The sequence below is a fragment of the Streptomyces sp. NPDC085927 genome, from assembly GCF_044540975.1.
Lineage (GTDB): Bacteria > Actinomycetota > Actinomycetes > Streptomycetales > Streptomycetaceae > Streptomyces > Streptomyces hirsutus.
Genome location: NZ_JBITSN010000006.1, coordinates 466,349 through 491,754, shown reverse-complemented (window position 1 = coordinate 491,754; position 25,406 = coordinate 466,349). Strand labels below are relative to the sequence as shown.

Sequence of the window (25,406 nt, the reverse complement as noted above, 5' to 3'; positions counted from 1 at the left end):
TCAGTGCCGTGCCGTAGAAAGAGGGGCACGGCGAGGTCCGCTCGGCGGACGGGAGGAGGTGGCTCGGTGAGCATTTCCGAGCCCTTGGACGACCCGTGGGCCGACAGCGGACCCAGTGATCGTCTGCCCGCCTCCCGACGCCGTGAGGGCGGAGGCCGAAGCCGTGACGAGCAGCACGACCGCGGCCGGGATTCCGGCGGATGGGACAGCGCGGGCTCCGCGTTCGAGCGGGTGCCGCCGCAGGACCTCGAGGCCGAGCAGTCCGTTCTGGGCGGCATGCTGCTGTCCAAGGACGCCATCGCCGACGTCGTGGAGATCCTCAAGGGCCACGACTTCTACAAGCCGGCTCACGAAACCGTCTACACAGCCATTCTCGACGTCTACGCGAAGGGCGAGCCGGCCGACCCCATCACGATCGCCGCGGAGCTGACCAAGCGCGGTGAGATCAACAAGGTCGGCGGTGCCTCGTATCTCCACACCCTCGTCCAGACGGTGCCCACGGCGGCCAACGCGGCGTACTACGCGGAGATCGTGCACGAGCGCGCCGTGCTGCGCCGCCTGGTCGAGGCCGGTACCCGCATCACACAGATGGGGTACGCGGCCGACGACGACGTCGACGAGATCGTCAACCGGGCGCAGGCCGAGATCTACGCCGTCACGGAACAGCGCACCAGTGAGGACTACCTCCCGCTCGGCGACATCATGGAGGGCGCGCTCGACGAGATCGAGGCGATCGGTTCACGCAGCGGTGAGATGACCGGTGTACCCACGGGGTTCACGGACTTCGACTCGCTCACCAACGGGCTGCACCCCGGACAGATGATCGTCATCGCCGCGCGCCCCGCGATGGGCAAGTCCACGCTCGCGCTGGACTTCGCCCGTGCCGCGTCCATCAAGCACAACCTGCCGAGTGTGGTCTTCTCGCTCGAGATGGGGCGCAACGAGATCGCGATGCGCCTGCTGTCCGCCGAGGCCCGGGTCGCCCTCCACCACATGCGGTCCGGCACGATGACCGACGAGGACTGGACCCGCCTGGCGCGCCGGATGCCGGACGTGTCGGCGGCCCCGCTCTACATCGACGACTCCCCGAACCTGTCGATGATGGAGATCCGTGCCAAGTGCCGTCGGCTGAAACAGCGCAACGACCTGCGGCTGGTCGTCATCGACTACCTCCAGCTGATGCAGTCCGGCGGTTCCAAGCGGGCGGAGAGCCGTCAGCAGGAGGTCTCGGACATGTCGCGTAACCTCAAGCTGCTCGCCAAGGAACTGGAGCTGCCGGTCATCGCGCTCTCCCAGCTCAACCGTGGTCCCGAGCAGCGCACCGACAAGAAGCCGATGGTCTCCGACCTACGTGAGTCGGGTTCCATCGAGCAGGACGCCGACATGGTCATCCTGTTGCACCGCGAGGATGCGTACGAGAAGGAGTCCCCGCGCGCGGGCGAGGCCGACCTGATCGTGGCCAAGCACCGAAACGGCCCGACAGCGACCATCACGGTCGCCTTCCAGGGCCACTACTCCCGTTTCGTGGACATGGCGCAGACCTGACCGGTTCTCCCCCCGCCGAGTAGCCCGGCCGGCAGCCGCAGTGCTTGACTCCTCCGCATGCCAACGACTCTTGGTGTGTCCCGACCCGACCAGGCCGCCTACATGCTCCGAGCGGCAGCCGGTGCCGGCCGCGGCTACAAACGGGAGTTGATGAACCTGCTGGACGTCCGGCCGGGGCAGACGGCACTCGACGTGGGATGCGGTCCCGGCGCCGACCTGCCGGCGCTGGCCGAACGCGTCGGCGTCAGCGGCACGGTGATCGGAGTCGACCGTGACCCGGCGATGCTCACCGAGGCCCGTCGGCGCACGACAGACCTGCCGACGGTGGAGATCCGGGAGGGAGACGCCCACTCCCTGCCCGTCGCGCCGGGGTCGGTGGACCGGGCCAGGATCGACCGGGTTCTCATGCACGTCGCCGAGCCCGCCGATGTCCTGGCACAACTCCACTCGGTCACCCGGCCGGGTGCGCGGATCGGTCTTGCCGAACCTGACTGGGACACCCTGACCGTCGACGCGGAGGATCTCGGCACGAGCCGCGCCTTCACCCGTTACACCACCTCGGAAGTGGTCCGGCACGCCACCATCGGCCGCAGCCTCGCCCGCCGCGCAGAGCAAGCCGGCTTCACCGTCGAGACGGTGATCGCCACGACACCGGTCTTCCTCGACTTCCAGGACGCGGATCACACACTGGGCCTGGGCCGCAACATGCAACAGGCCATCCAGGACGGTCACATCGACGAAGAACGTGGCCGTCGCTGGTTCACCTCTCTCTCCGAGGGAGCCTTCTTCGCCTCCTTCATGCTCGTCAGCGTGATCTGCTCCCGCTGACGAGCACGGAGGACGGACGCGGCGGCGGCCGCTCCGGCGTTCCGGCCGCCGACTTCGTACCGGCGAAGCCCGTACCTGGTGGACTGAGGGTATGACGACACATCGGGAAGAGCTGCTGGCCGGTACGCGTCGGGCACTGCTGCACCGGATCGCCGTTGCCCAGGCGAAGGAGCGTGCTCCCTCGCTCGTCGCGACCGTGGTACGGGGCGGAGAGGCCGTGTGGACAGGGGCGCGGACGTCGGTGGAGGGACACGCGCCGGACGAGGACGTGCAGTACCGCATCGGCTCCATCACCAAGACGTTCACCGCCGTACTGGTCCTCCAGTTGCGCGATGAGGGGGTGATCGACCTCGGGGACCCGCTGGAGAAATATCTGCCGGGTACGGGCGCGGGGGAGGCGACCCTTGCCGAGCTGCTCTCGCATACCGGCGGCCTGGTGGCCGAGACACCGGGGTCCTGGTGGGAGCGCACCCCCGGCTCACTGCGGCCCGACCTGGCCGATGTCCTGGGTGAGCGGCCTCTGGTGCACCCGGCCGGCCGGCGGTTCCACTACTCGAATCCCGGATACGCGCTGCTCGGCGCGCTCGTGGAGAAGCTGCGCGGTGCCACCTGGGAGGAGGTGCTCCGACGTGATGTGCTTGAGCCCTTGAGCCTGCGCCGGACGGGTGTACGTCCGAAGGCGCCGCATGCGGGTGGCTGGGCGGTGCATCCGTGGGCCGACGTGATGCTGCGCGAGCCGGCCGAGGATCTGGGGAGGATGGCGCCGGCGGGACAACTCTGGTCCACAACAGGTGACTTGGCGCGCTTCGCGGCCTTCCTGGCCAACGGGGACGCCCGTGTACTGGGTATCGAGTCGTTGCGGGAGATGAGGAGACCGGCGGCGCCTGCAGAGGCGGCGGACGTGGCGAGTGGCTATGCCTATGGTCTGGGGCTGGAGTTGCGTCACCGGGACGGGCGGGCTCTCGTCGGCCACACCGGATCGCTGCCGGGCTTCCTCGCCTGTCTTGCGATCGGTGTGGAGGACGACGTGGCCGCGGTGGTCCTGGCCAACTGCACTTCGGGGCCCATGCTGTTCCCGGTCGCTGCCGATCTGGTCCGGATCGTCGCCGAGGCGGAACCGCGTATCCCTGCTCCCTGGCGACCGTCACGGGAGGTTGATTCCACGGTGCTGGAGCTGGTGGGGCAGTGGTACTGGGGGACGCAGGGCTTCGCTCTGCGGTTGCCGGCCGACGGGCTGCTGTCGTTGGAGCCGCTGTCCGGCACGGGCCGTCGTGCCCGCTTCCGCTCGAACGGCGACGGAACCTGGACCGGACTGGAGGGTTACTACGCCGGAGAGCTTCTGAGGCCCGTACGGCGGCCGGACGGATCAGTGAGCCATCTGGACCTCGGGTCCTTCGTGTTCAGCCGTCAGCCGTACGAGGACGGGGCTTCTGTGCCGGGTGGAGTGGACCCCGAGGGATGGCGGGGGATCGGCTAGGACTCGCGCACCCGGCCTGCCCGGGGATATGTCGGAGACCGAGAGGCTCCGGGGCCGCAGGGCTGTTTCACGTGAAACAGCCCTGCGGCGTCCTTACAGCGCCAGCTTGAAGCCCACGTGGGAAGCCGAGAAGCCGAGCCGTTCGTAGAACTGGTGGGCCTCGGTGCGGGTGTTGTCGGAGGTGAGCTGGACCAATTGGCATCCCTGGCGGCGGGATTCGTCGATGGCCCACTCGATGAGCCGGGTTCCCAGACCGCTGCCGCGTTCGTCGGCGTGGATGCGGACGCCTTCGATGATCGATCGGGTGGAGCCGCGACGGGACAGCCCGGGAATGATCGTGAGCTGGAGTGTGCCGACGACGCGGTCCTTGTGGACCGCGACGACCAGATGCTGGTTCGGATCGGCGCTGAGCCGCTCCAACGCGGCCAGGTACGGACCGAGGTCGTCCGGAGACTCGCGCTGCGCCCCCAGGGGGTCGTCCGCGAGCATGCCGACGATCGCGAGGACGTCGGGGGCGGCCGCGGCACGTATCTCGAGATCTTCCATGGCGGCACCTTACGCAGACCCGTGCCGACGCGGTCGGCTCAGGCAGGTACGGATGCCTTCAATGTCTCCACCGTGCGGACCAGCGGAGCCAGGTCGGGGTTCTTCGCCGCCGTGTCGAGCGCCTCGCGCAGTGCGGAGTCGTTGGTCGGCCGCGCCTTCTCGAGAAGAGCGAGGCCGGCCTGCGTGACGTTGGTGTAGATGCCGCGCCGGTCCGTTGGGCACAGGTAGCGCTCCAGCAGGCCGCGGTCCTCGAGCCGGGTGACCAGGCGGGTGGTGGCGCTCTGGCTGAGTACGACCGCGTCTGCCACCTGCTTCATCTGGAGATGCCCCCCTTCGCCGTCGTGCTGTCGGCTCAGCACGTCGAGCAGGGAGTACTCCCGCACGCTCAGATCGTGCTGGGCCTGGAGGGCCCGCTCGATGTGGGCCTCGATTCTCCCGTGCAGCAGGGAGAGCGCGCACCAGCCCTGCGCAAGGGCGGTGAGTGCGGGGTCCGTGGCTGTCATGGGCGTTTTCCTCCGTCCAGGAGTTGCTGGAACCAGAGTAGAGCAGTAACGAGGTAGACCGCGTTTGCGTGTAGTCCGCGTGTGCAACTATTGTCAGAGCGCACAAAGTGATTCTGCAATCGTTTGGGAAGGGCTGTCTCCTCATGCCTCTCGCGCTTCTGGCTCTCGCGATCGGGGCCTTCGGGATCGGCACGACCGAGTTCGTGATCATGGGTTTGCTGCCCGAGGTCGCCGACGACTTCGGCGTCTCCGTCCCCACCGCCGGTCATCTGGTGACCGGCTACGCCCTGGGCGTCATGTTCGGGGCCCCGCTGATGACCGTGCTCGGCACCAAGATCTCCCGCAAGCGGATGCTGATGCTGCTGATGGGCCTGTTCATCGCCGGGAACCTGCTCTCGGCCCTGGCCCCGGTCTTCGGCCTCATGCTGCTCGGGCGGGTGATCGCCTCGCTGGCCCACGGCGCCTTCTTCGGGATCGGCTCGGTGGTCGCGGCCGGTCTGGTCGCCCCGCACAAGAAGGCCGGCGCCATCGCCCTGATGTTCACCGGGCTGACCGTGGCCAATGTCGTCGGTGTCCCCCTGGGCACCCTTGTCGGCCAGTCGGCCGGATGGCGCATCACGTTCGGGCTCGTCGCCGTGCTCGGTGTCATCGGACTGGCCGGCATCGCCGGGCTCGTCCCCGACCTTCCCGCGCCCGAAGGCGTACGGCTGCGTCATGAACTGGCCGCCTTCAAGAACGTCCAGGTACTGCTCGCCATGGCGATGACCGTCCTCGGGTTCGGCGGTGTCTTCGCGGCCATCACCTACATCGCGCCGATGATGACGCAGGTCGCCGGCTTCGCGGACGGATCCGTCACCTGGCTGCTGGTCCTCTTCGGCCTGGGCATGGTCGGGGGCAACCTCGTCGGCGGCAGGTACGCGGACCGCGCCCTGATGCCCTTGCTGTACGTGTCCCTGGGCGCTCTCGCCGTCGTCCTCGCGCTCTTCACTCTGACCGCGCACCACAAGGTCCTGGCCGCCGTCACGATCATCCTGATCGGCGGCCTGGGTTTCGCCACCGTTCCGCCTCTGCAGAAGCGTGTTCTCGACCAGGCCCACGGGGCCCCCACCCTGGCCTCGGCCGTGAACATCGGCGCCTTCAACCTCGGCAACGCCCTGTCCGCCTGGCTCGGTGGCCTGGTGATCGCGGCGGGCCTCGGCTACACCGCGCCCAACTGGGTCGGCGCCGTCCTCGCCGCGAGCGCCCTGGTACTGGCCTTCGTCTCCGCCGCCCTCGACCGTCGTGACAAGGGCCTCAACGCCGTGGACGGCGACCAGGTACCCACCGAGCGGCAGGCCGCAGTTCCCCACTGACCGGGACGCCTGTGGGCACGGTGGGTGCGAGGCCGCCCCGTGGCCTCCGTGTCCACAGACTTCCTCGTCGCCACCACCGACACCACCTTCACCACCGACATCGCTTCCCCCGGACCTCACCGCTTCAAGCGATATCCCCGTACACGAGGAGTACCTGTTCATGAGCACCACCACCGCTGCCGCCCCGCTCACCACCGCCGAGGCCGAGGCCCTTGTCATGGCAGCGCACCAGGCCGCCGAGGCCGCCGGGGTCACGGTGAGCGTGACCGTCCTGGACGCGGGCGGACATCTGCTCGCTTTCCGGAGGGACGACCGTGCCGTGCTGATCTCCGGCGAGACCAGCACCCGCAAGGCCTATACCGCTCTTCAGCTGAACACGCCCACCGCAGACCTCGTCGACGCCGTACAGCCCGGAGGGGCCTTCCACACCCTGCCCACCGCGCTCGACCGGCCGTTGCTGTTCATTGCGGGGGGTGTACCCGTCCGGCGTGGCGGCCGTCCGATCGGCGCGATCGGCGTCGGTGGCGGTGCACCGGAGCAGGATCATTCCTTCGCCACGGCTGCCGTGGACGCCCTCGTCCAGGACTCGCGGCTCCCGTAGCGCGTACGCCGGTTCCCGACACCTCCGGGAACCGGCGCCGTCGCGTCCGGAAGGTGTCAGCCTGCCGCGACCGTCACAGGGGCGAACCTTCGGGTCCAGTCACCGGGTAGCTCCGTGATTCCGTACGTCATCACGGCGTTGAAGGCGATGGACTCCAGACCGTGGCCCTTCGCCCAGGCCAGCAACTCTTCGTGCCGTACGTCGATGTCGGTGCGCAACGGCCGGTCGGTGCGGGCGGCGAGCGAGGCGAGGAGCGCCGTGGCCGTGGGGGTGTCGCGGGCGATCAGCGGGCCCACGACGTGGGTGTCCATATTGGGCCACGCGGCGGCGTAGCCGACGATCCGGCCGTCCCCCTCGGCCACGCGCAACTGGTCGGCGAATGCAGGCAGCCGGGTGACGATGTGAGTGCGGTCCGTCCCGAACACCTCCTCGTCGAGCCGGAGAAGGGCGGGCAGGTCCTCGGCGGTCGCGGCTCGGGTGGACACCCCCACCACGGGGTCGTCCGCGCCCGGGACGAAGTGCCCGCGAAGCATCTCCGCCCGGCCGGTGACCTTGAAGCCGAGCTCTTCGTAGAGCGGGCGGCCGTTTGGCGTCGCGTACAGCGTCAGTGGCGTGGAGTCCATCGCTGAGACCACATGGTGCATCAGACGGCGTCCGACGCCCTGCCGGGCATGCCGTTCCGCGACCAGAACCATGCCGATGGCGCCGAGCGCGGGTCGTTCCTGGGGGCCGTATTCGGTGACGACGCAGGCGGAGGTCAGCCCGCCGTCGGGATCATCGATGCCGTAGCCCTTTCCGGCGGAGAGAAGGAGTCCCCACTTGTGCTCTTCGCGTGGCCATCCCCGGTTCTCGGACAAGTCGGCGCAGGCCGAGAGATCGCGGAGTGTCAGACGGCGGATGGGCAGAGAGGAAAAGGGAAGTGTCGGCACGCAGGTCAGGCTGTCCGACGCCGACCGGCGGCGTCCACTTGTTTGCGGAGACCGAGGCGACCTTTCGGTCACTCGGAGGTCGATGTGGGGTGCGGTCGCCGGTACGGGATGTTTCACGTGAAACGCATGAAACCGGTGAGTGCCGGGTGGGTCAGGCCAGGTCGGCGGCCTGCAGAGCGCGCACACCCTCGATGTTGCCGTCCAGATAGTGTCGCAGCGACAGCGGGACGAGGTGGACGGAGGCGATGCCCACACGGGTGAACGGTACGCGGACGATCTGGTACTCGCCGGCTGGTTCGTCGACCTCTGGGCCGTGTCGCAAGGACGGGTCCATGGACTCGAGGCGGCAGACGAAGAAGTGCTGCACCTTCACGCCGGTGGCACCGCCGTCCGCGCCGATGTGCTCCACCGTGTCGACGAAGCAGGGCACCACATCGATGATCTTGGCGCCGAGTTCCTCGTACACCTCTCGGTGGAGAGCGTCGACGACGGTCGAGTCCTCCGGCTCGACACCGCCGCCCGGGGTGATCCAGTAGGAATCGACACCGGGCTTGGTGCGTTTGATCAGGATCAGGTGGTCGCCGTCCAGCAGAACGGCTCGAGCGGTGCGCTTGACCACGGGTCGGACGGTCATGGAGGAAATGTGGCCCAGCTTGTTCCACGTGAAACATCGTGAGACGTCACCGGCCGGGTTTTCGGCGTGGGCCGCCCGGCGTGGGTCGCCCGGCCGGGAGGGTCAGCACCACTCGGTGGCCGCCTGCTGCAGTGCCTGATGGGCGCGTGCGACATGCGGCATGGCCAGGGTGCCGCTCCGGGCCACCAGGAAGTACGTACGCAACGGTGGCACTGCGGGCTCGTGCAGGGCGGTGACCTCCCCCCGTTCGAGTGCGGCCGTACACAGATACCGGGGCAGCACAGCCATTCCGGCACCCGCGACGGTGCAGGCCAGCACCGCGCGTAGATCCGGGACGACGACAGCGCCCGCGGTGACAGGCCGGGAGTCGAAGACGGAGGCCCAGTAACGGGAGACGAGAGGGAGCGACTCGTGCACCTCGATCACCGGGATCTGTTCGGGAGCGGACAGCCCGGCGGGGTGAACTCCGTCGGCACCGAACCGCTCGGCCCAGTGGGGCGCGGCGACCAGGACGTGTTCCTCGTCGCAGAGCGGAGTCGCCGAGAGCAGTGCACCGCGTGGCCGGACCGTGCTGATGGCCAGATCGTGCCGCCCGGCGGCCAGTCCTTCCAGCGTCTCCTCGGCGGTTCCGAAGGAGGCGCGCAGGGCGAAGCTCTGGCCGTTCCGGGTCAGTGCGGTGAGCGCGGGCACTGCCCGCTCGGACGTGAACTCCAGAGGTCCTGCCAGGTGGAGCGTCCGCGAGGAGGAGTCCTCGTCGAGCCCGGTCTCGGTGATTTCCATCAGGGCATCGAGGTGGGGCGCGGCTTTGTGGGCGAGTTCGTCCCCGATGGTCGTGGGGGTCACACCGCGGGCCTGCCGCAGGAACAGCGGCCGCCCCAGCTGCCGCTCCAGGGTCCGGATCTGAGAGGTCACGGCCGGCTGGGAGAGACCGAGCAGGGCGGCGGCACGGGTGAAGGAACCGGCTCGGTGGACGGTCACGAAGGTCCGCAACAAGGCCAGATCCACAGCACACCCTCCTGTTTGCCGGCCCCGCTGCCGCTCCGGCACAACTATAAATATGTCGATAGGTCGCTGTCGCTACAGTGATTGGACACTGACACTGAGTCAACTAGCCTTGGTCGCGCGGTTCTTCGCGCGCGTAGAACCGGGACGGTCCGAGCCACGAGGGGGGAGGCTCGGACCGTCCGTCGTCGGGATCCGGGAGCCTGACGACCCGCCCGGACGGACCGGTCAGCCGGCTGACTCGTCCAGTGCGCGCAGCACGTCCGCCACCAGGTCGGCAGGGTCCTCGGCGCCGACGGAGAAGCGGACGAAGCCCTCCGGCACCGCGTCCCCACCCCAACGACCCCGTCGTTCGGCTGTGGACCGCACACCGCCGAAGCTCGTCGCATCGTCCACGAGCCGCAGGGCGTCGAGGAAGTGGTCCGCACGTGCCTGTGAGGGCAGTGTGAAGGACACCACGCATCCGTAACGCCGCATCTGCTGCGAGGCGATCTTGTACGAGGGGTCGTCCGGCAGCCCCGGATAGCGCAGCCCCGTCACCTCGGGCCGTTCCCGCAGCGCCCGGGCGAGCGTCAGCGCCGTGGCGTTCTGCCGGTCGACCCGCAACTGGAGCGTGGCGATCGAACGGTGCGCGAGCCAGGCCTCCATGGGGCCGGTGATGGCGCCGGAGATCTTGCGCCAGCGGCGTACGGCGGCCATCGTTTCGGCGTCGTGGCCGGCGACGTATCCCAGGAGGATGTCGCCGTGCCCGGTGAGCTGTTTGGTACCGCTGGCCACGGTGAAGTCGGCGCCGAGCTCCAGCGGACGCTGGCCGAGCGGGGTCGCGAGGGTGTTGTCGACGGCGACCAGCGCACCACGCGCGTGGGCCGCCTCGGCGAGCCGCCGCACGTCGCACACGTCGAGCCCGGGATTCGACGGAGTCTCGATCCACAGCAGCCTCGCGCCGTCGAGGAGATCGAGCTGGGCGTCGCCCCCGGTCGGTGCGGTGCGCACCTCGATGCCGTACGCCTCCAGCTGGGCGCGCACCAGAGGAAGTGCCTGATAGCCGTCGTTCGGCAGGACAGCCACGTCCCCGGTGCGGAGCTGGGAGAAGAGCACCGAGGAGATCGCGGCCATGCCCGAGGGGAACACCAGGGTTTCGACGCCGTCCTGCCCCGGTGCCTCCAGCTCTCCGATGGCCCGCTCCAGCAGCGTCCAGGTCGGGTTCTCGTCCCTGCCGTAGGTGTAGGGGCCGGTGGGATCGCCGGGCAGGTGGAAGTGGGCGGCGAAGACGGGGCCGGGCAGGGTCGGTTCGTGCTTGACCGGCTCGGGCAGCCCGGCCCGCACCGCGCGCGTGCCCTCACCAGGAGATGATCCCCCCGCGCCCGTCTCGTAGCCGCTGGTCGTCCTTGAATCGTTCATGCCGCCCGTCCTTCCGCCTGCTCACGTACCGAGGAGAGCAGCCCGGTGCTCGCCGCCTCCACCATCTCAAGACATGTGTGGAAACCGTCCGCCTCCCCGTAGTAAGGGTCCGGTACGTCCAGATCGTCGCCCGCTTCGGGGTCGTACGAGCGCAGCAGGCGCACCTTGTCCGCGTCCCGCGGAGTGGGGGCCAGGCGGCGCAGGGTCCTGAGGTGGCCCGTGTCGAGGGCGATGACCAGATCGAGGCGGGCGAACCAGGAGGGGTCGAACCGCCGGGCGGTGTGGTCGGCGGCGTAGCCGTTCTCCTCAAGGACGGCCACCGTGCGCGGATCGGCGTCGTCGCCCTCGTGCCAGCCGTCGGTGCCGGCGCTGTCGGCCTCGACCACGCCGTCGAGGCCGGCCTCCGCGACGCGCGCGCGGAAGACGGACTCGGCCATCGGGGAGCGGCAGATGTTGCCGGTGCAGACGAAACAGACGCGGTAGGCCATGGTGCTCAGTCTCCGTCGGGCAGAACGACGTTGAGGGCCCAGGAGACGACCGAGACGACCAGACCGCCCAGCACGGCCGTCCAGAAGCCCTCTACGTGGAAGCTCAAGTCGAACACGTCGGCGAGCCAGGAGGTGAGCAGCAGCATCAGAGCGTTCACCACCAGCGTGAACAGTCCGAGAGTCAGGATGAGCAGCGGGAGACTGAGGAGCTGCACGAGCGGCTTGACCAGGAAGTTCACCACGCCGAAGATCAACGCGACGAATATGAGGGTACCGATCTCCTTGCCCGTACTGTCGCCGGTCAGGGTGATCTTGTCGATCAGCCACACCGCGACCGCGAGGGCCGCGGCGTTGGCGATCGTCTTGACTACGAAATTCTTCATGTGTCTGATCGTGGCAGACAGGACCGGACACGAGCAGTGAGGCAGGGGCGGACAAGGCTATGAAGGCATTCCGGCTGGACGAACTGGAGACCGAACGCGCCGCCAACGAGGGCGCCTACCTCCAGTTCCTGCGGGAGCGGAACATGTCGGTCGGCCTGTATGCCCTGGACGCGGGCGAGCAGGATCCACAGCAGCCGCACGGCCAGGACGAGGTGTACTTCGTCGTCAGTGGCAGGGCGGCGATCACCGTCGGCATGGAGACCACGCAGGTGGCCCGCGGAAGCATCGTGTACGTGCCGGCCGGCGTCGCGCACAAGTTCCACCACATCAGTGAGGACCTGAGGGTCCTGGTGGTGTTCTCTCCGCCCGAGAGCTGAGCCGCGGTCTCCGGGTTCCCTAGGGGACCACTCAGGGGAGGACAAGGGATCAGGGGCCCCCGGCAGGGCTCCTGCCGCCCTAGCATCGAGTGCAGCACATCATTCACGCGACCCGGTACGAGACGGGCGGAGCAGGTAAGGACGAAGACGATGCGAGAGATCTTCATGGGACTGCCGTGGTGGGTGAAGTGGATCGCGGTGCCGGTCATCGCCCTGGTCGTGTTCGGCGGCCTGATAGTCAGTGTGGTCGGATTCGTGATCGGGCTGCTCTTCAAGGTGTTGGTCTTCGTCGCCCTGGTCGGCGGACTCATCTACGTCGTACGGAAGTTCACATCGAGTTCGACGTCGCGCGGCGACTGGTGAGCCTCACGGGGAGCCGGTGAAGCGGTAACAGCCGGCGCCGGTTCCCTCGGGTGGGGGAAGTTTCCCGGACGGACCGTCTGTGTGCGGTGACAGACGGTTAGAGTCCGGAAGGCCATGCGGGGACGATCCCCGCGAGCGGCGTACACCCCCACCCGTGTTCCCCCGCACGGGCTGCCCCCTCGCTCCGGGAGTGACCCTTGGCCACGGCCGCCACCGTCCCCGCACATCTGTCCGCCGTTCCCTGCCAGCCCCATGCGCGCCCAGCGTCCGAGCCGGCGCCCACCGCGACCCTCATCGGCTCGGTGCAGCGCGCGATGCGTCTACTGGAATCCGTCGCGGGACACGAGTCCGGGGCCCCGGCCAAACAGTTGGCCCGCGAGACCGGGCTGGCGCTTCCCACGGCCTACCACCTGCTGCGCACCCTTGTGTACGAGGGCTATCTGCGCCGCGACAAGGGGCTGTTCTTCCTCGGCGACGCGGCCGAGCGACTGAACAGCAGCGGAGCCCCGCAGAAACGTCGCAGCACGGTCGTTGCCGCACTCGCGCACTGGCGTGACGCGATCGGAGCCCCCGTGTACTACGCGGTGTACCGCGAGGGCGAGATCGATCTGGTGTGCGTCTCCGACACTCCGGGCAATCCCGCGGTCCAGGAATGGGCAGACTTCCGGGCGACCGGCCACGCCCACGCCATCGGACAGTGTCTGCTGTCCCAGCTCGACGAGGCCGCCCGCCGTGACCACCTCGACCGCTACCCGGTGCAGCCCGTCACGCCGTACACCGTGCGCGACGGGCACAGCCTGCTCCGGCGCCTGGAGCGGACGCGTCGCATGGAGCCGGTGTTTGCGCGTCAGGAGTACGCGCTGGGGACGGTGTGCGCGGCCGTGCCGATCACGGCCGGTGCCACGGCCGCGACGATCGCCGTCTCCCTGCCGGTTCATCAGGTCCATCGGCTGCACCCCGCCGCTCAGCAGTTGCAAGCGGAAGTGGGCCGTCTGCTGGGGCCGTTGGCACCCTCTATCAGTATCTGAAAACTCACTCCTTGTGATTCGCTGTGCACGTTGAGCAAGATTCATCCAGTGTCAGGGGTCCATTCCCGGCCGGTCCGTAGCGAATGACGGGGTAGGCGATGCGCGAGTCCGTGCAGGCAGAGGTCATGATGAGCTTTCTCGTGTCGGAGGAGCTGTCCTTCCGTATCCCGGTGGAGCTCCGCTACGACACCTGTGATCCCTACGCCGTACGGTTGACCTTCCATCTTCCCGGTGACGCGCCGGTGACCTGGGCGTTCGGCCGGGAGCTGCTGATCGACGGGGTGGGCAGACCGTGCGGTGAGGGCGACGTACGCGTTTCACCGGTCGACCCCGACGCCCTGGGCGAGGTGCTGATCCGGCTTCAGGTCGGAGGTGACCACGCGCTGTTCCGTTCGTCCACGGCGCCCCTCGTGGCCTTCCTCGATCGCACCGACAAACTGGTACCGCTGGGCCAGGAGGGGGCGCTCGCCGACTTCGACGCCCATCTCGACGACGCACTGGACCGCATCCTGGCGGAGCAGAGCGCCGGTTGAGGCGTTCCGCATCCGGCCATCCTGTGGCGGAACCCTTCACCGTGTTCCGCCAGATCATGCAGGAACGCTTCCGCAGTGGTGACCGAGCGGATTCGGTGCCGGATTGACCGGCAGACGGCAGACGGTGGTCGACGGTTGACTACCGACTACCGACTACCGACTGCCGGAGGGCGGGTTGCCGGGAGAGCGGCCGCGGACGATCGGAAGTCGGCGGCGCGCGGACCGGCGCCGCGGGGTCAGCGCTTCCGGCGCCTGCCCCGACCGCCGCGTGCCGGAGCCGACCGGACGCCTTCCTCGGCCGCCGCCTGCGCGGCCGGGCGGTCGGCCGAGACCACCAGGGCGGCCAGCACCGTGGTGACCGGCACTGAAGCCACCAGACCGATCGAGCCGATCAGCGTACGCACGATCTCCTCCGCCACCAGCTCGCTGTTGGCGACCGTGCCCACGCTGCTCTGCGCGATGGAGAACAGCAGCAGCAAGGGCAGCGCGGCGCCCGCGTAGGCGAGCACCAGAGTATTGACGACGGACGCGATGTGGTCGCGGCCGATGCGGATGCCCGCGCGATACAGCCCGCGCCAGCCCATCGACGGGTTGGCCTCGTGCAATTCCCATACGGCCGACGTCTGCGTGACCGTCACGTCATCGAGCACACCGAGCGATCCGATGATGACACCGGCCAGCAGCAGGCCGCTCATGTCGATGTCCGGGTAAAGGCCGTGGATCAGACCGGTGTTGTCGTCGGTGTCGCCGGTCAGCGCCGCCCAGCTGATGAAGACCGAGCCCAGAAAACCGATCAGCAACAACGAGATCAGGGTGCCGAGAACGGCCACGGAGGTGCGCGCCGACAGTCCGTGGCAGAGATACAGGGCCTGCAGCATGATGGCGCTCGCCCCTACCACCGCCACGACCAGGGGGTTCGAACCCTGCAGGATCGCGGGCAGGATGAAGAAGTTCAGCACCAGGAAACTGACCGCCAGCGCGACCAGTGCCATCACACCGCGCAGCCGTCCGACAGCGACGACGGCGACCGCGAAAATGCCGGCGAGCAGGCCCAGCGGTACGCGCCGGTTCACATCCGCCACCGAGTACTGGAGGTCCTTCGGTGCGGAGGGCTCGTAGGCGACCACGACCTCCTGGCCCTCGCTCAGCTGCCGTGACTGGTCCGGCTGCACGATCTCGGTGAAGGTGCGGCCCACATCGTCGCCGGTGTCGACCCGGATCGTCGCTTTCTTGCACGTGCCGTCCGCCTGCTGCTGAGCGGAGGACCCCTCGGCCGTCGAGGTGTCACCGGTCGGGACGCCCCCGGACGCGTTGACGGACGAACAGCTCACCTCGACCACCTTGGTGACCGTGGCCTGCTGCGTCTGCCGGTCGAAACCGACGCCGGTCCGTTCGTGATCGGGCGTGCCACCCGGCCACAGCACCGCGAGGCCGATCAGCACCGCCGCGCCGAACGGGATGAGGACCGCCGCGATGACCTTGCGCAGGTGCTTCGAGACGGGAGCGGCCGGACCGTGGCTGTGACTGTGCCCGTGCGCGTGGCCGTGCCCACCGTCGTCGCCCGGACCATGCCCGTGCCCGCCGCCCGGAGGCGGACCGCCGTGCCCGCCGCCCGAATTCGGGCCGTCGCCGGAGTTCGGGCCACGTCCACGGCCGCCGGCACCGAGGCCCGGGCTGTGGGCATGACCCGGACCGTGGTCCCGGCCGCGGGCTCGACCTTGCCCCTGCCCTTCTTGCCCCTGTCCATGGCCCGGGCCCGGCCGGCCCGCGCCGGGCCCGGGAGCCCGACCGGGTGGTCCGAAAGCCGGGTTTACGGGCCCCGGGCCGGTGGGCCCGTCGGAGCCTCTGGAACCAGGGCCTCCAGGGCCGGGCAGGTGGTTCTGTGTCGCCGGCGCCTCGCCGGGGCCGTGTCCACGCCCGAACCAGTCTTCGGAGCCGGGGCCGTCTCCCTGAACGCCCCCATGGCCCGGGCCGGTGCCGGCTGCGGGTCCTCTGCCACGGCCGCCGCCGATTCGGGCGCCGGGGCCACGTGACGGTTCGGGCGGCGGGTACGGGGGAGGTTGCGTCGAGGTCACCGCCTGATCATCGCAAGAACAATGAAGGCCCTCTGTTCACCGCGCCAGGATTCCCGCTAGCGTGGAGGCACCTTTTTGTACACGCGGGAGCTCGGAGCACCGGGCTGAGAGGGCGCTGACCTCCGTCCCAGCGATGTTTCACATGAAACACCACTTGTCCGAGTGATGTTTCACACGGAACGTCGACAGACGGAAGCCGCTGCGCCGACCGCTGAACCTGTTACCGGGTAATGCCGGCGTAGGGAGTAGGTCTCATGACCAACAAGGATGCACGCACGCCTGTCTCCACTCAGAATCCGACGGAAGCGTCGGCGGGGGAGGAGGCCGGGAAGTCCATCGGCTGGCACAAGGCGTACGTCGAGGGCACACGCCCCGACCTGCGGGTGCCGGTCCGTCAGGTGCACCTCACCAACGGGCAGTCGGTCACGCTGTACGACACCTCGGGCCCGTACACCGACCCCCTGGTCGTCACCGATGTGCGCAGAGGGCTGACGCCGGTGCGGGAGAACTGGATCATCGCGCGCGGTGACACCGAGGAGTACGCGGGCCGTCCGGTCCGTCCCGAGGACGACGGGATCAGGCACACCTCTCCGCGCGGTGGACTGCGCAATCTCGACGCGGTGTTCCCGGGCCGGCCCCGTCAGCCGCGCCGGGGCCGCGAGGGCGGGGCGGTCACGCAGCTGGCGTACGCGCGCCGCGGTGAGGTCACGCCCGAGATGGAGTACGTGGCCATCCGGGAGAACGTATCGCCGGAGGTCGTGCGTGAGGAGATCGGGGCAGGCCGCGCGGTGCTGCCCGCCAACGTCAACCACCCGGAGGCCGAGCCGATGATCATCGGCAAGCGGTTCCTGGTGAAGGTCAACGCCAACATCGGCAACTCCGCGGTGACCTCCTCCATCGAGGAGGAGGTGGAGAAGATGACCTGGGCGACCCGCTGGGGCGCCGACACGGTCATGGACCTGTCCACCGGCCGCAACATCCACACCACCCGGGAGTGGGTGCTGCGCAACTCCCCCGTCCCCATCGGCACCGTGCCGCTCTACCAGGCGCTGGAGAAGGTCGACGGCAGGGCCGAGGAGCTGACCTGGGAGATCTACAAGGACACCGTCGTCGAGCAGGCCGAACAGGGTGTGGACTACATGACGGTCCACGCGGGCGTACGGCTGGCGTACGTGCCGCTCACCGCCCACCGCAAGACGGGCATCGTCTCGCGCGGCGGCTCGATCATGGCGGCGTGGTGCCTGGCGCACCACAAGGAGTCGTTCCTGTACGAGAACTTCGAGGAACTCTGCGAGATCCTCGCGGCGTACGACGTCACGTACTCGCTCGGTGACGGTCTCCGGCCGGGTTCGATCGCCGACGCCAACGACGAGGCGCAGTTCGCGGAGTTGCGCACGCTCGGGGAACTCAACCGGATCGCCAGGCGTTTGAATGTGCAGACCATGATCGAGGGCCCGGGGCATGTCCCGATGCACAAGATCAAGGAGAACATCGACCTTCAGCAGGAGATCTGCGATGAAGCCCCGTTCTATACGCTCGGCCCGCTGACGACGGACGTCGCGCCCGCGTACGACCACATCACCTCCGGTATCGGTGCGGCGATGATCGCCTGGTGGGGTACGGCCATGCTCTGCTACGTCACGCCCAAGGAGCACCTGGGCCTGCCGGACCGCGACGACGTCAAGACCGGCGTCATCACCTACAAGATCGCCGCCCATGCCGCCGACGTCGCCAAGGGGCATCCGGGGGCACAGGAGTGGGACGACGCCCTGTCCGACGCGCGCTTCGAGTTCCGGTGGGAGGACCAGTTCAACCTGGCTCTCGACCCGGACACGGCACGGGAGTTCCACGACGAGACGCTTCCGGCGGAGCCCGCGAAGACGGCGCACTTCTGCTCGATGTGCGGGCCGAAGTTCTGCTCCATGAAGATCAGCCGGAGCATCACGGAGCGGTTCGGCGGGACCTCGGCGGAGGGTGCGTCGGCCGAGGAGATCGCCGAGGGGATGCTGCGGAAGTCGAAGGAGTTCGCCGAGGCGGGCAACCGTGTGTACCTGCCGTTGACGGACTGAACGAACGAGCGGACCGAAGGAACAAAGGGGCGGGCCGTTCGGGCCCGCCCTCTCCTCTCCCGGGCGGATGGGTCGGCAGACTGGATGTCATGACAGCGAGATCAATGAGCAAGGGGTCCAACCTTCCCGTCGACGCCCAGGTGGTGCGCGTCGAGCTCGCTTGGGCCGCCGGGACCGGTGTGCCCGACATCGACGGGTCGGCTCTGCTGCTCACGGAGGGCGGGCGGGTGCGGGACGACGGAGACTTCGTCTTCTACAACCAGCCGCGGCACACCTCCGGCGCCGTGACGCACCTGGGGAAGCGGAGCGCCGCCGGCGCCGCGACCGACACGGTCGAGGTGGACCTGCGCCGGCTGGAACCGGCCGTCGAGCGAGTCGTGCTGTGCGCGTCGTCCGACGGCGGGACGTTCGGCCAGGTGCCGGGACTGGTGCTCAGGCTGCTCGACGCCGGTACGGGGGCCGAGATCGCGCGGTTCGACATGGTGGCCGGGACGGAGACCGCGTTCATCGGGGGCGAGCTGTACCGGCGGCAGGGAAAGTGGAAGTTCCGCGCGGTGGGGCAGGGGTACGACACGGGGCTCGCGGGGCTGGCCACCGACTTCGGTATCACCGTGGACGACGCTCCCCCGGCGGCAGCGGACTCCACGGCGGCTGCCGGCTCCACCACGGCACCCGGCGTGACGACGCCCCCTGCCGCGGCCGCAGTGCCGCCAGTCGTCCCGCCCGCGGTACCCACCACCCCGTCCCGGCCCTCGGTCGCGCCGGCCGCCTCCGCCCCGGTGCCCCCGTCCTCCGTCCCCTCTTCCGGCCCGTCGGCCGCTCCGCGGCTCACCAAGGGTGAGGAGCGGCTGCCGGTGGACATGCGCAAGCGGCTGTCACTGCGTAAGGAGCAGGTGGCGGTCAGCCTGCGCAAGCACGGAGCCGCCGGGGTCACCGCGCGCGTCATCCTCGTGCTGGACGCCTCCGGTTCCATGTCCTTCCTGTACTCCAAGGGGGTGGTGGCGGACGTCGTCGAACGCATGGCCGCGGTTGCCGCGCAGCTGGACGACGACGGTGAGATGCAGGCCTGGACGTTCGCCTCGAATCCGGCACGGCTGCCGGACCTGCGGCTGGGCGAGCTGCCCGAATGGCTCCGGCTGCACGTACGGGTGGGAGAGATGAGCCTCTTCCGGCGCGGGCGGAAGAAGGGGCTGGACCCGCGTCAGGCCGACATGCGGGAGGTCGGCATCCAGAACGAGGAACAGAAGGTCATCGCCGAGGTCCGCTCGTTCGTCAGGGACAGTCCCGCGGCGGCCCCGACGCTCGTGCTGTTCTTCTCCGACGGTGGTGTCTACCGGAATGCCGAGATCGAGCGGGAGCTCCGCGAGGCGGTGGAGGAACCGATCTTCTGGCAGTTCGTGGGCCTTGGCCGGGCGAACTACGGCGTGCTGGAGCGGTTCGACACGCTGACCGGACGACGCGTCGACAACGTCGGGTTCTTCGCCGTCGACGACATCGGCACCGTGCCGGACCCGGAGTTGTACGACCGCCTGCTGTCCGAGTTCCCCCAGTGGATCACCGCAGCGGGCCGGGCGGGCATTCTCCGTCCCTGACGACCACTGCCCAGGCCTGTACGGGCGTGGGGCGTGAGCCCCGGACAACCCCGGCCCCGGCTCACGCCCCTCGGCGCGGAGCCTCTGGGGCAGGCTCCGCCGGTGAGGGAGCGCAAGCCGACGGCTGGGCCGTCCGCATGCTTCGGTCCGTCCGGCGGGGCCGGCTCCGGTGGGGCCGGCTTGTCCGGTTGTTCCGGTTACTCGGGCTTGTGTTCCGGTCCTCCGAAGTCCGGGCTGCTGTAGTCCGGGCTCGAGTAGCTCGGCCGCCGGCCGCGGTTCGTACCCTCGCCGGGGCTGGTGAACCCCGGCCGGTCGTAGCCGAGATGCGGGATGCGACCGGCCGGTTCGGACGGCGGCGCGTAATGCAGTGCGGCCGCCGTACCCGGGTCGGCGAGCGCGTCCCGCAGGAACGGGACGATCCCCTGCTCCCGCAGTGCCTCGTGCCAGGCCTCCCTGGCCAGGGTCAGCTCCTTGTCGGCTTCGCCGTACGGCCCGCTCCGGGCCGAGGGCTTGTTGCGCAGGGCAGTCAGCAGCAGGCCCACCGCGGCGACCAGGATGGCGACCGCGGTCACGGCACCGAATGTCCAGCCCGTGGTGAGCATGGTCCGGGCGAAGGCCGCGCTGGGATCGAGCATGCGCAGGACGTAACCGACGAGCAGGAATATCGCGGCCGCGGTGCCGGCCAGAACAGGTGCCAGGACGGCGACGACGGCGACGGCGCCCGCGCCGGCGGTCTCGGCGACCTCTCCCATGGTGGTGGCGAGCCCCACCGTCTCCGGCCCCGGCTCGGAGGAGCCGGACGCCCGGGTGGACGGGGTGGACGACGCCGGTGGCCGGCGCAGTTCCTCGCGGACCTTGGTGTAGTGCTGGTACTCGGTTGCCGCGGCCACCGTGATGATCGCGGTGGCGTTGAGCGCCATCGTGCGTAGTTGTTCGGAGGTGAGCCGTTGTCCGACAGCGGCCAGTTCCGGGCGTTGTGGTGCGGAGCGCAGCACCTCATCGAGAACCCGCGCGTAATCCTGGCGGTCCTCGGTCAACAGATGCTGCGGAACGCTGTTCATGTGCATCCCCCGATGCTCCGTAGGGCTTGTGACTCGGCATGCTGACGAGCCGTTGGGCAGAAACGGAGGGGAGCCTGCTACGGATAAGCCGATGGTAGAGCGCCAACGGTGCACCATGACAGGGGGTTTACCGAAATTGGGCTCGGTTCGGTGCGGTTCCGGGCCAGGGGTGCCGGGCCCGGAACCCGCTCACTGGGCGAGTGGCAGTTGCTGGACCAGCAGCTTTCCGTCCATCGTCACGCCACCGTCCATCGCGATGGCCAGTCCCTCGGCGTAGACGTGCGGACCCTCGACGACGGGACCGTTGTCGTCCTCACCGTCCTCGGAGCCCACTTCGCCCAGCAGATACGGAATGGGGCTGTGTCCGTGAACGACCCGGGTGCCGCCGTACGTATCCAACAGCGAGCGCACCGCCTCGGCGCCGCCCTCGTCGCGGAAGGAGAACCGCTTGGTGAACTTGCGGAACAGGTCCCAGACCTCGTCGGCGTCGTTGCGGGTGATGGTCTCGCGGACGGTGTCGTTGACCTCCTCGATGGAACGGCCGTAGTCGAGGTAGGCGGTGGTGTCGGAATGCAGCAGCAGATGGTCGTCGACGGCCTCGACGGCGTCCAGGCGGGCCATCCACTGCAGGTGGTGGTCCTGAAGGCGGTCCATGTCGGTCTTCTGCCCACCGTTGAGCAGCCAGGCGGCCTGGAAGGTGGCGGTACCCGCGCCGGAATTGACGGGGGTGTCGCCGAACCGCTTGGCGCCGAGCAGCAGCAGTTCGTGGTTGCCCATCAGGGCCTTGCAGTAGCCGCCGGCCGCGGCGGCCTCGGCGGACAGCCGCATCACGAGGTCGATGACGCCGATGCCGTCCGGACCGCGGTCGGTGAAGTCGCCGAGGAACCAAAGCCGCGCGGGGCCGGCGCACCACTGGCCCGCGGAGTCGATGAGGCCCTGCTCCTGGAGGGCGGCCACCAGTTCGTCGAGGTAGCCGTGGACGTCACCGACCACGTACAGCGGACCGGGCCCGGTGGCGGGCTGCGGTGCGGGTGCGGGCGCGGGGTCGACGGTCACCTGCACAGTGTCACCCCGATTGATGACCGGGAGGTCCCGTTGCGTGGGCGTGTATCCCTCCGGGTGGCTCGCCTCGGAGGGTGGGACCACATTGCCGGGGTGCATGCTGTGGGCGTACGGACCGGTCTCGTGGACGTAAGCGGGTACCCGGAAGTCGCGCACCGTCGCTGTGCGCTCCACCGCGGGTCCCTGACCGGCCCCCTGAGTCATCGACCCCTCCACCATCAAGCCGCAACTGCACCGCGTCGGACTGCCTGGTCGCAGCGGCCCGCGGTGTCGTGGGCCCATCATAGGAATGCGGATCGCGCCATGTGATGACCCAGGGGTGGTGAATCGGCGCACGCGTCCAGTTCGCCGCGAATTTCATCCCATTTTGACCAGGTCATCGGCTTTTGTTCATGACTTTGGTCGCCGAGGTCCCGCCCGGCGGTGCGGGCTCCTCACGGAACGGCGGTCGCCCGCCTCCGGGAGGGCCGGCCCGTTTTCCGCGGAGAAGAGCTCCGAGGGGCCGGAGAAACGACGGAGGAGCGGCGGAGGGGCCGGAGGGGCTCGGGAGGCGCGGCGCCGCCTTACTCACCCTCGTGGAAGCGGCGGCTTCACCCCTCCGGGAGCCGCTGTCACCGAGACCCCTCCGCCCCGCTGTCGGGCCCTCGCCGTCCGTCAGGTCCGTTCCGGTGACCGTGGTGGGCTGACCGTCGTGCGCGGTGGGCGGCGCTGCGACGAGGTGCGCACGATCAGCTCGGTGGGTATGACCTGCGCCACCGTGTGCTCGGCATCGACGCCCTCGATCGCGTCGATGAGCAGCTGCACCACGGCCGTGCCGATGCGGCGCGGTTTGAGCGAGAGCGTGGTGACGGGCGGCTCGGTGTTGGCGTAGACGGTCGATTCGCTGCAGCAGACCAGCAGCAGGTCGTCCGGGACGCGCAGGCCGTAGCGGCGTGCGGCGGCGAGCAGATCGGTGCCGTTCGGATCGAACAGGCCGTAGACGGCGTCCGGGCGGTCGGGGCGGGCGAGGAGCCGGTCGGCGGCGACGGCGCCCGCGCACGGATCGTGCGCGGGATAGGCCTCGTACACCGGATCCTGGCCGACGCGTTCGCACCAGTGCAGGTATGCGGTGGTCGACAGGCGGGTGTACGTGTCGGTCGTGGTCCCGGTCAGCAGGCCGATGCGGCGGGCTCCGGCGTCGGCCAGGTGGTCGAGGATCCCGAGGACCGCTGCTTCGTGGTCGTTGTCCACCCAGGCCGTGACCGGGAGCGAGCCGGCCGGGCGGCCGTCGGAGACGACCGGTAAACCCTGCCGGACCAGTTCGCTGACGACCGGATCCTGGTCCGAGGGATCGATGACGACCGTGCCGTCCAGAGCGACGTTGGACCACACGTCGTGGCGGGAGGTCGCGGGGAGGATCACGAGGGCGTAGCCGCGGGCCAGGGCGGCGGAGGTGGCGGCGCGTGCCATCTCCGCGAAGTACGCGAACTCGGTGAAGGTGAAAGGTTCTTCCCCGTACGTGGTCACGGTCAGGCCGATGAGCCCCGACTTGCCGGTGCGGAGCGTACGGGCGGCGGCCGAGGGACGGTAGCCCAGTCTGTCGGCGACCTCGCGGACGTGGCGCCGGGTGGCGTCCGGGAGCCTGCCCTTGCCGTTGAGGGCATCGGAGACGGTCGTGATGGATACTCCGGCTGCGGCGGCCACGTCCCTGATGCCTGCCCGACCCGGCCTGCTGCTTCGGCGTGAGGTTTCCGCGCGGCTCACCTGGTGCTTCCCTGCTGCTGTCATGGCGAGCCGATAGTAGGGCTCATGCGGTGGGGTAGGGCGGACGCATATGCACGTATTGACAGGCACGTTTCTGCATGATCATTAAGCGGTAATCCCCTTGGAAAGTAAGGGTATTTAACGTTTCAATGCCAGGATCTGACGCGTCGATGCATGCGGACCTGTCGAGGGGGCGATGTTGCGAAGAGGTCTCAACTCACCTGCACGAGGGACGCGCGCCACGGCGCAAGCCACCGGCGCATAGATATATGTGGGGCGCGCCCCCTGCCCGGACACCTTTTGTGCGCCTTCGTAGGGCGATACCCCTGTTCCTGAAGAGGCCGATGTGTCTCATGGGGCTGTGACCGTTCTGACGGGGGCACGAGGCCGGTACGCCCCGAGACGCCCTCGCCGACGTGCACTACGGCTCGTGTCCCGGCCCGGACCTCGGCCCGTGCCCCGGCAGGTCCGCCTTCGCCGCCGCCGTACGCCTCTACGCAGTGACGCCGAATCCTCATAAGGTGAGCAGTATTGGATGTCGGCGGCGGTCAAGGGCCGCCGGTCTTCGGAGGAGGACTGCGGTGAGCGAGACGAGCCCCAAGCTGCGCGCCGAGCTGGAGGGTATCCCCACGTACAAGCCGGGCAAGCCGGCGGCGGCCGGGGGGCCGGTGGCCTACAAGCTGTCCTCCAACGAGAACCCCTATCCACCGCTGCCGGGGGTGATGGAGGCTGTGACGTCCGCGGCGTCCTCCTTCAACCGCTACCCCGACATGGCCTGTACGTCGCTGATGGAGGAACTGGCCGATCGTTTCGCCGTCCCGGTCTCCCACCTGGCCACCGGCACCGGCTCGGTCGGCGTCGCCCAGCAGCTGCTGCAGGCCACCTCGGGCCCCGGGGACGAGGTGATCTACGCGTGGCGTTCGTTCGAGGCGTACCCGATCATCACCAGGATCAGTGGTGCCACCGCTGTGCAGGTGCCGCTGACGCCGGGCGATGTACATGATCTGGACGCGATGGCCGAGGCGATCACCGAACGGACCCGGCTGATCTTCGTCTGCAACCCCAACAACCCGACCGGCACGGTGGTGCGGCGGGCGGAGCTGAAGCGTTTCCTCGACCGGGTACCCCGTGACGTCCTGGTGGTGATCGACGAGGCGTACCGCGAATTCATCCGCGACCCCGAGGTCCCGGACGGTGTGGAGTTCTACCGGGACCGGCCCAACGTCTGCGTCCTGCGGACCTTCTCCAAGGCCTACGGTCTGGCGGGGCTGCGGATCGGCTTCGCGATCGCCCACGAGCCGGTGGCCGCGGCGCTGCGCAAGACGGCGGTGCCGTTCGGTGTGAGCCAGGTCGCGCAGGAGGCCGCGATCGCCTCGCTGCGCGCCGAGGACGAGCTCATCGGCCGGGTCGGTTCGCTGGTGTGTGAGCGCAACCGTGTCATGGAGGCGCTGCGCGCGCAGGGCTGGGAGGTGCCCGAGAGCCAGGCCAACTTCGTGTGGCTGAGGCTGGGGGAGCGTACGACGGCGTTCGCGCAGGCGTGCGAGCAGGCGGGTGTGGTGGTCAGGCCCTTCCCCGGTGAGGGTGTGCGGGTGACGGTCGGCGAGGCCGAGGCCAACGACATCTTCCTGAAGGTGACGGAAGCCTTCCACAAGGAGCTGTAGCCGCACGGGTCAGGTGCGGGGCCGGGAGTGGGGGGGGGGGGGGGCCCCCCCCCCCCCCCCCCCCGGGGTGGGGGGGGGGGCCCCCAAGGGGTGGTGGGGCAGGTGGCCCCCCCCCCCCCACAGTAAAACCGTGGGGGGGCAATTGATGTGGAT

24 protein-coding genes and 1 riboswitch are annotated in these 25,406 nt (G+C 69.2%); of the genes, 12 read left to right on the top strand and 12 right to left on the bottom strand.

All coding sequences use genetic code 11. From position 1 onward, the window contains the following. Positions 1-66: 66 nt before the first annotated feature. The 3 genes from dnaB (at position 67) to ACIF80_RS19540 (ending at position 3,850) form a co-directional block, all read left to right on the top strand. A complete protein-coding gene (gene dnaB, locus ACIF80_RS19550) occupies positions 67-1,545 on the top strand; it encodes a replicative DNA helicase (RefSeq protein ID WP_399806091.1) in 1,479 nt (492 codons plus the stop codon). Positions 1,546-1,602: 57 nt separating this feature from the next. Next, positions 1,603-2,373, top strand: coding sequence for a methyltransferase domain-containing protein (locus ACIF80_RS19545; protein WP_399806089.1), 771 nt, complete (start codon positions 1,603-1,605; stop codon positions 2,371-2,373). A gap of 91 nt (positions 2,374-2,464) precedes the next feature. After that, positions 2,465-3,850, top strand: coding sequence for a serine hydrolase domain-containing protein (locus tag ACIF80_RS19540; RefSeq protein WP_399806087.1), 1,386 nt, complete (start codon positions 2,465-2,467; stop codon positions 3,848-3,850). 93 nt (positions 3,851-3,943) lie between these two features. Here ACIF80_RS19540 and ACIF80_RS19535 read toward each other — a convergent pair whose 3' ends face one another. Together ACIF80_RS19535 and ACIF80_RS19530 are read right to left on the bottom strand one after the other, a co-directional pair. Beyond that, entirely contained in the window at positions 3,944-4,396 is a 453-nt protein-coding gene (locus ACIF80_RS19535; protein WP_399806085.1) for a GNAT family N-acetyltransferase, read from the bottom strand. Positions 4,397-4,434: 38 nt separating this feature from the next. Beyond that, positions 4,435-4,899, bottom strand: coding sequence for a MarR family winged helix-turn-helix transcriptional regulator (locus tag ACIF80_RS19530; protein ID WP_399806083.1), 465 nt, complete (start codon positions 4,897-4,899; stop codon positions 4,435-4,437). Positions 4,900-5,042: 143 nt separating this feature from the next. On the opposite strand from ACIF80_RS19530, the gene ACIF80_RS19525 reads away from it, so the two are divergent. Together ACIF80_RS19525 and ACIF80_RS19520 are read left to right on the top strand one after the other, a co-directional pair. Next, positions 5,043-6,251: an MFS transporter gene (locus tag ACIF80_RS19525; RefSeq protein WP_399806081.1), complete on the top strand. Its 1,209-nt coding sequence runs from the start codon at positions 5,043-5,045 to the stop codon at positions 6,249-6,251. A 160-nt stretch (positions 6,252-6,411) separates the two neighbouring features. Further along, complete coding sequence (locus ACIF80_RS19520) at positions 6,412-6,852, top strand: heme-binding protein (RefSeq protein WP_399806079.1); 441 nt, start codon at positions 6,412-6,414, stop codon at positions 6,850-6,852. 56 nt (positions 6,853-6,908) lie between these two features. On the opposite strand, the gene ACIF80_RS19515 is transcribed toward ACIF80_RS19520, so the two are convergent. The 6 genes from ACIF80_RS19515 to ACIF80_RS19490 form a co-directional block, all read right to left on the bottom strand. Beyond that, the gene (locus tag ACIF80_RS19515; protein ID WP_399806077.1) at positions 6,909-7,781 is read right to left on the bottom strand and encodes a GNAT family N-acetyltransferase; all 873 of its coding nucleotides are present in this window, start codon (positions 7,779-7,781) and stop codon (positions 6,909-6,911) included. A gap of 151 nt (positions 7,782-7,932) precedes the next feature. Then, complete coding sequence (locus tag ACIF80_RS19510) at positions 7,933-8,415, bottom strand: NUDIX domain-containing protein (RefSeq protein ID WP_399806075.1); 483 nt, start codon at positions 8,413-8,415, stop codon at positions 7,933-7,935. 102 nt (positions 8,416-8,517) lie between these two features. After that, the gene (locus tag ACIF80_RS19505) at positions 8,518-9,420 is read right to left on the bottom strand and encodes a LysR family transcriptional regulator (protein ID WP_399806073.1); all 903 of its coding nucleotides are present in this window, start codon (positions 9,418-9,420) and stop codon (positions 8,518-8,520) included. 225 nt (positions 9,421-9,645) lie between these two features. Continuing rightward, on the bottom strand, positions 9,646-10,818 hold the full coding sequence (locus ACIF80_RS19500; protein ID WP_399806071.1) for a cystathionine gamma-lyase: 1,173 nt from the start codon (positions 10,816-10,818) through the stop codon (positions 9,646-9,648). Beyond that, positions 10,815-11,306 (bottom strand): low molecular weight protein-tyrosine-phosphatase, encoded by a 492-nt coding sequence (locus ACIF80_RS19495; protein WP_399806069.1) that lies wholly within the window; start codon positions 11,304-11,306, stop codon positions 10,815-10,817. Before ACIF80_RS19495 ends, ACIF80_RS19500 begins: the two co-directional genes overlap by 4 nt. A 5-nt stretch (positions 11,307-11,311) precedes the next feature. Further along, complete coding sequence (locus ACIF80_RS19490) at positions 11,312-11,689, bottom strand: phage holin family protein (RefSeq protein WP_399806067.1); 378 nt, start codon at positions 11,687-11,689, stop codon at positions 11,312-11,314. A gap of 59 nt (positions 11,690-11,748) precedes the next feature. Between ACIF80_RS19490 and ACIF80_RS19485 the strand changes: the two genes are divergently transcribed. The 4 genes from ACIF80_RS19485 to ACIF80_RS19470 all read left to right on the top strand — a co-directional run bounded on the left by ACIF80_RS19485 (position 11,749) and on the right by ACIF80_RS19470 (position 13,990). Then, positions 11,749-12,066: a cupin domain-containing protein gene (locus ACIF80_RS19485; protein ID WP_055592339.1), complete on the top strand. Its 318-nt coding sequence runs from the start codon at positions 11,749-11,751 to the stop codon at positions 12,064-12,066. A 150-nt stretch (positions 12,067-12,216) separates the two neighbouring features. Then, on the top strand, positions 12,217-12,429 hold the full coding sequence (locus tag ACIF80_RS19480; RefSeq protein WP_399806065.1) for a DUF5326 family protein: 213 nt from the start codon (positions 12,217-12,219) through the stop codon (positions 12,427-12,429). A 302-nt stretch (positions 12,430-12,731) separates the two neighbouring features. Then, the gene (locus ACIF80_RS19475) at positions 12,732-13,457 is read left to right on the top strand and encodes an IclR family transcriptional regulator C-terminal domain-containing protein (protein ID WP_399806154.1); all 726 of its coding nucleotides are present in this window, start codon (positions 12,732-12,734) and stop codon (positions 13,455-13,457) included. 98 nt (positions 13,458-13,555) lie between these two features. Next, the gene (locus tag ACIF80_RS19470) at positions 13,556-13,990 is read left to right on the top strand and encodes an SsgA family sporulation/cell division regulator (protein ID WP_042163260.1); all 435 of its coding nucleotides are present in this window, start codon (positions 13,556-13,558) and stop codon (positions 13,988-13,990) included. A 236-nt stretch (positions 13,991-14,226) separates the two neighbouring features. Here the strand turns inward: ACIF80_RS19470 and ACIF80_RS19465 are convergent, their stop codons facing one another. Continuing rightward, positions 14,227-15,864 carry a YibE/F family protein gene (locus ACIF80_RS19465; protein ID WP_399806153.1) on the bottom strand — a complete coding sequence of 546 codons (1,638 nt, stop codon included), beginning with the start codon at positions 15,862-15,864 and terminating at the stop codon, positions 14,227-14,229. Between the two features lie 274 nt (positions 15,865-16,138). Continuing rightward, a riboswitch (TPP riboswitch) is annotated at positions 16,139-16,327 on the top strand. Between ACIF80_RS19465 and thiC the strand changes: the two genes are divergently transcribed. After that, the gene (gene thiC / locus ACIF80_RS19460; protein ID WP_399806063.1) at positions 16,320-18,134 is read left to right on the top strand and encodes a phosphomethylpyrimidine synthase ThiC; all 1,815 of its coding nucleotides are present in this window, start codon (positions 16,320-16,322) and stop codon (positions 18,132-18,134) included. (Overlaps the previous riboswitch by 8 nt.) Before the next feature lie 89 nt (positions 18,135-18,223). Then, positions 18,224-19,726 carry a VWA domain-containing protein gene (locus tag ACIF80_RS19455; protein WP_399806061.1) on the top strand — a complete coding sequence of 501 codons (1,503 nt, stop codon included), beginning with the start codon at positions 18,224-18,226 and terminating at the stop codon, positions 19,724-19,726. 197 nt (positions 19,727-19,923) lie between these two features. On the opposite strand, the gene ACIF80_RS19450 is transcribed toward ACIF80_RS19455, so the two are convergent. The 3 genes from ACIF80_RS19450 to ACIF80_RS19440 form a co-directional block, all read right to left on the bottom strand. Next, positions 19,924-20,793, bottom strand: a complete 870-nt coding sequence (locus ACIF80_RS19450) for a hypothetical protein (protein ID WP_399806059.1) — start codon at positions 20,791-20,793, stop codon at positions 19,924-19,926. A gap of 183 nt (positions 20,794-20,976) precedes the next feature. Next, positions 20,977-22,068, bottom strand: a complete 1,092-nt coding sequence (locus tag ACIF80_RS19445) for a metallophosphoesterase (protein WP_399806151.1) — start codon at positions 22,066-22,068, stop codon at positions 20,977-20,979. Positions 22,069-22,503: 435 nt separating this feature from the next. Next, positions 22,504-23,616 carry a LacI family DNA-binding transcriptional regulator gene (locus ACIF80_RS19440; RefSeq protein WP_399806058.1) on the bottom strand — a complete coding sequence of 371 codons (1,113 nt, stop codon included), beginning with the start codon at positions 23,614-23,616 and terminating at the stop codon, positions 22,504-22,506. Positions 23,617-24,173: 557 nt separating this feature from the next. On the opposite strand from ACIF80_RS19440, the gene hisC reads away from it, so the two are divergent. Then, positions 24,174-25,253, top strand: coding sequence for a histidinol-phosphate transaminase (hisC, locus tag ACIF80_RS19435; RefSeq protein ID WP_399806056.1), 1,080 nt, complete (start codon positions 24,174-24,176; stop codon positions 25,251-25,253). Positions 25,254-25,406: the final 153 nt, after the last annotated feature.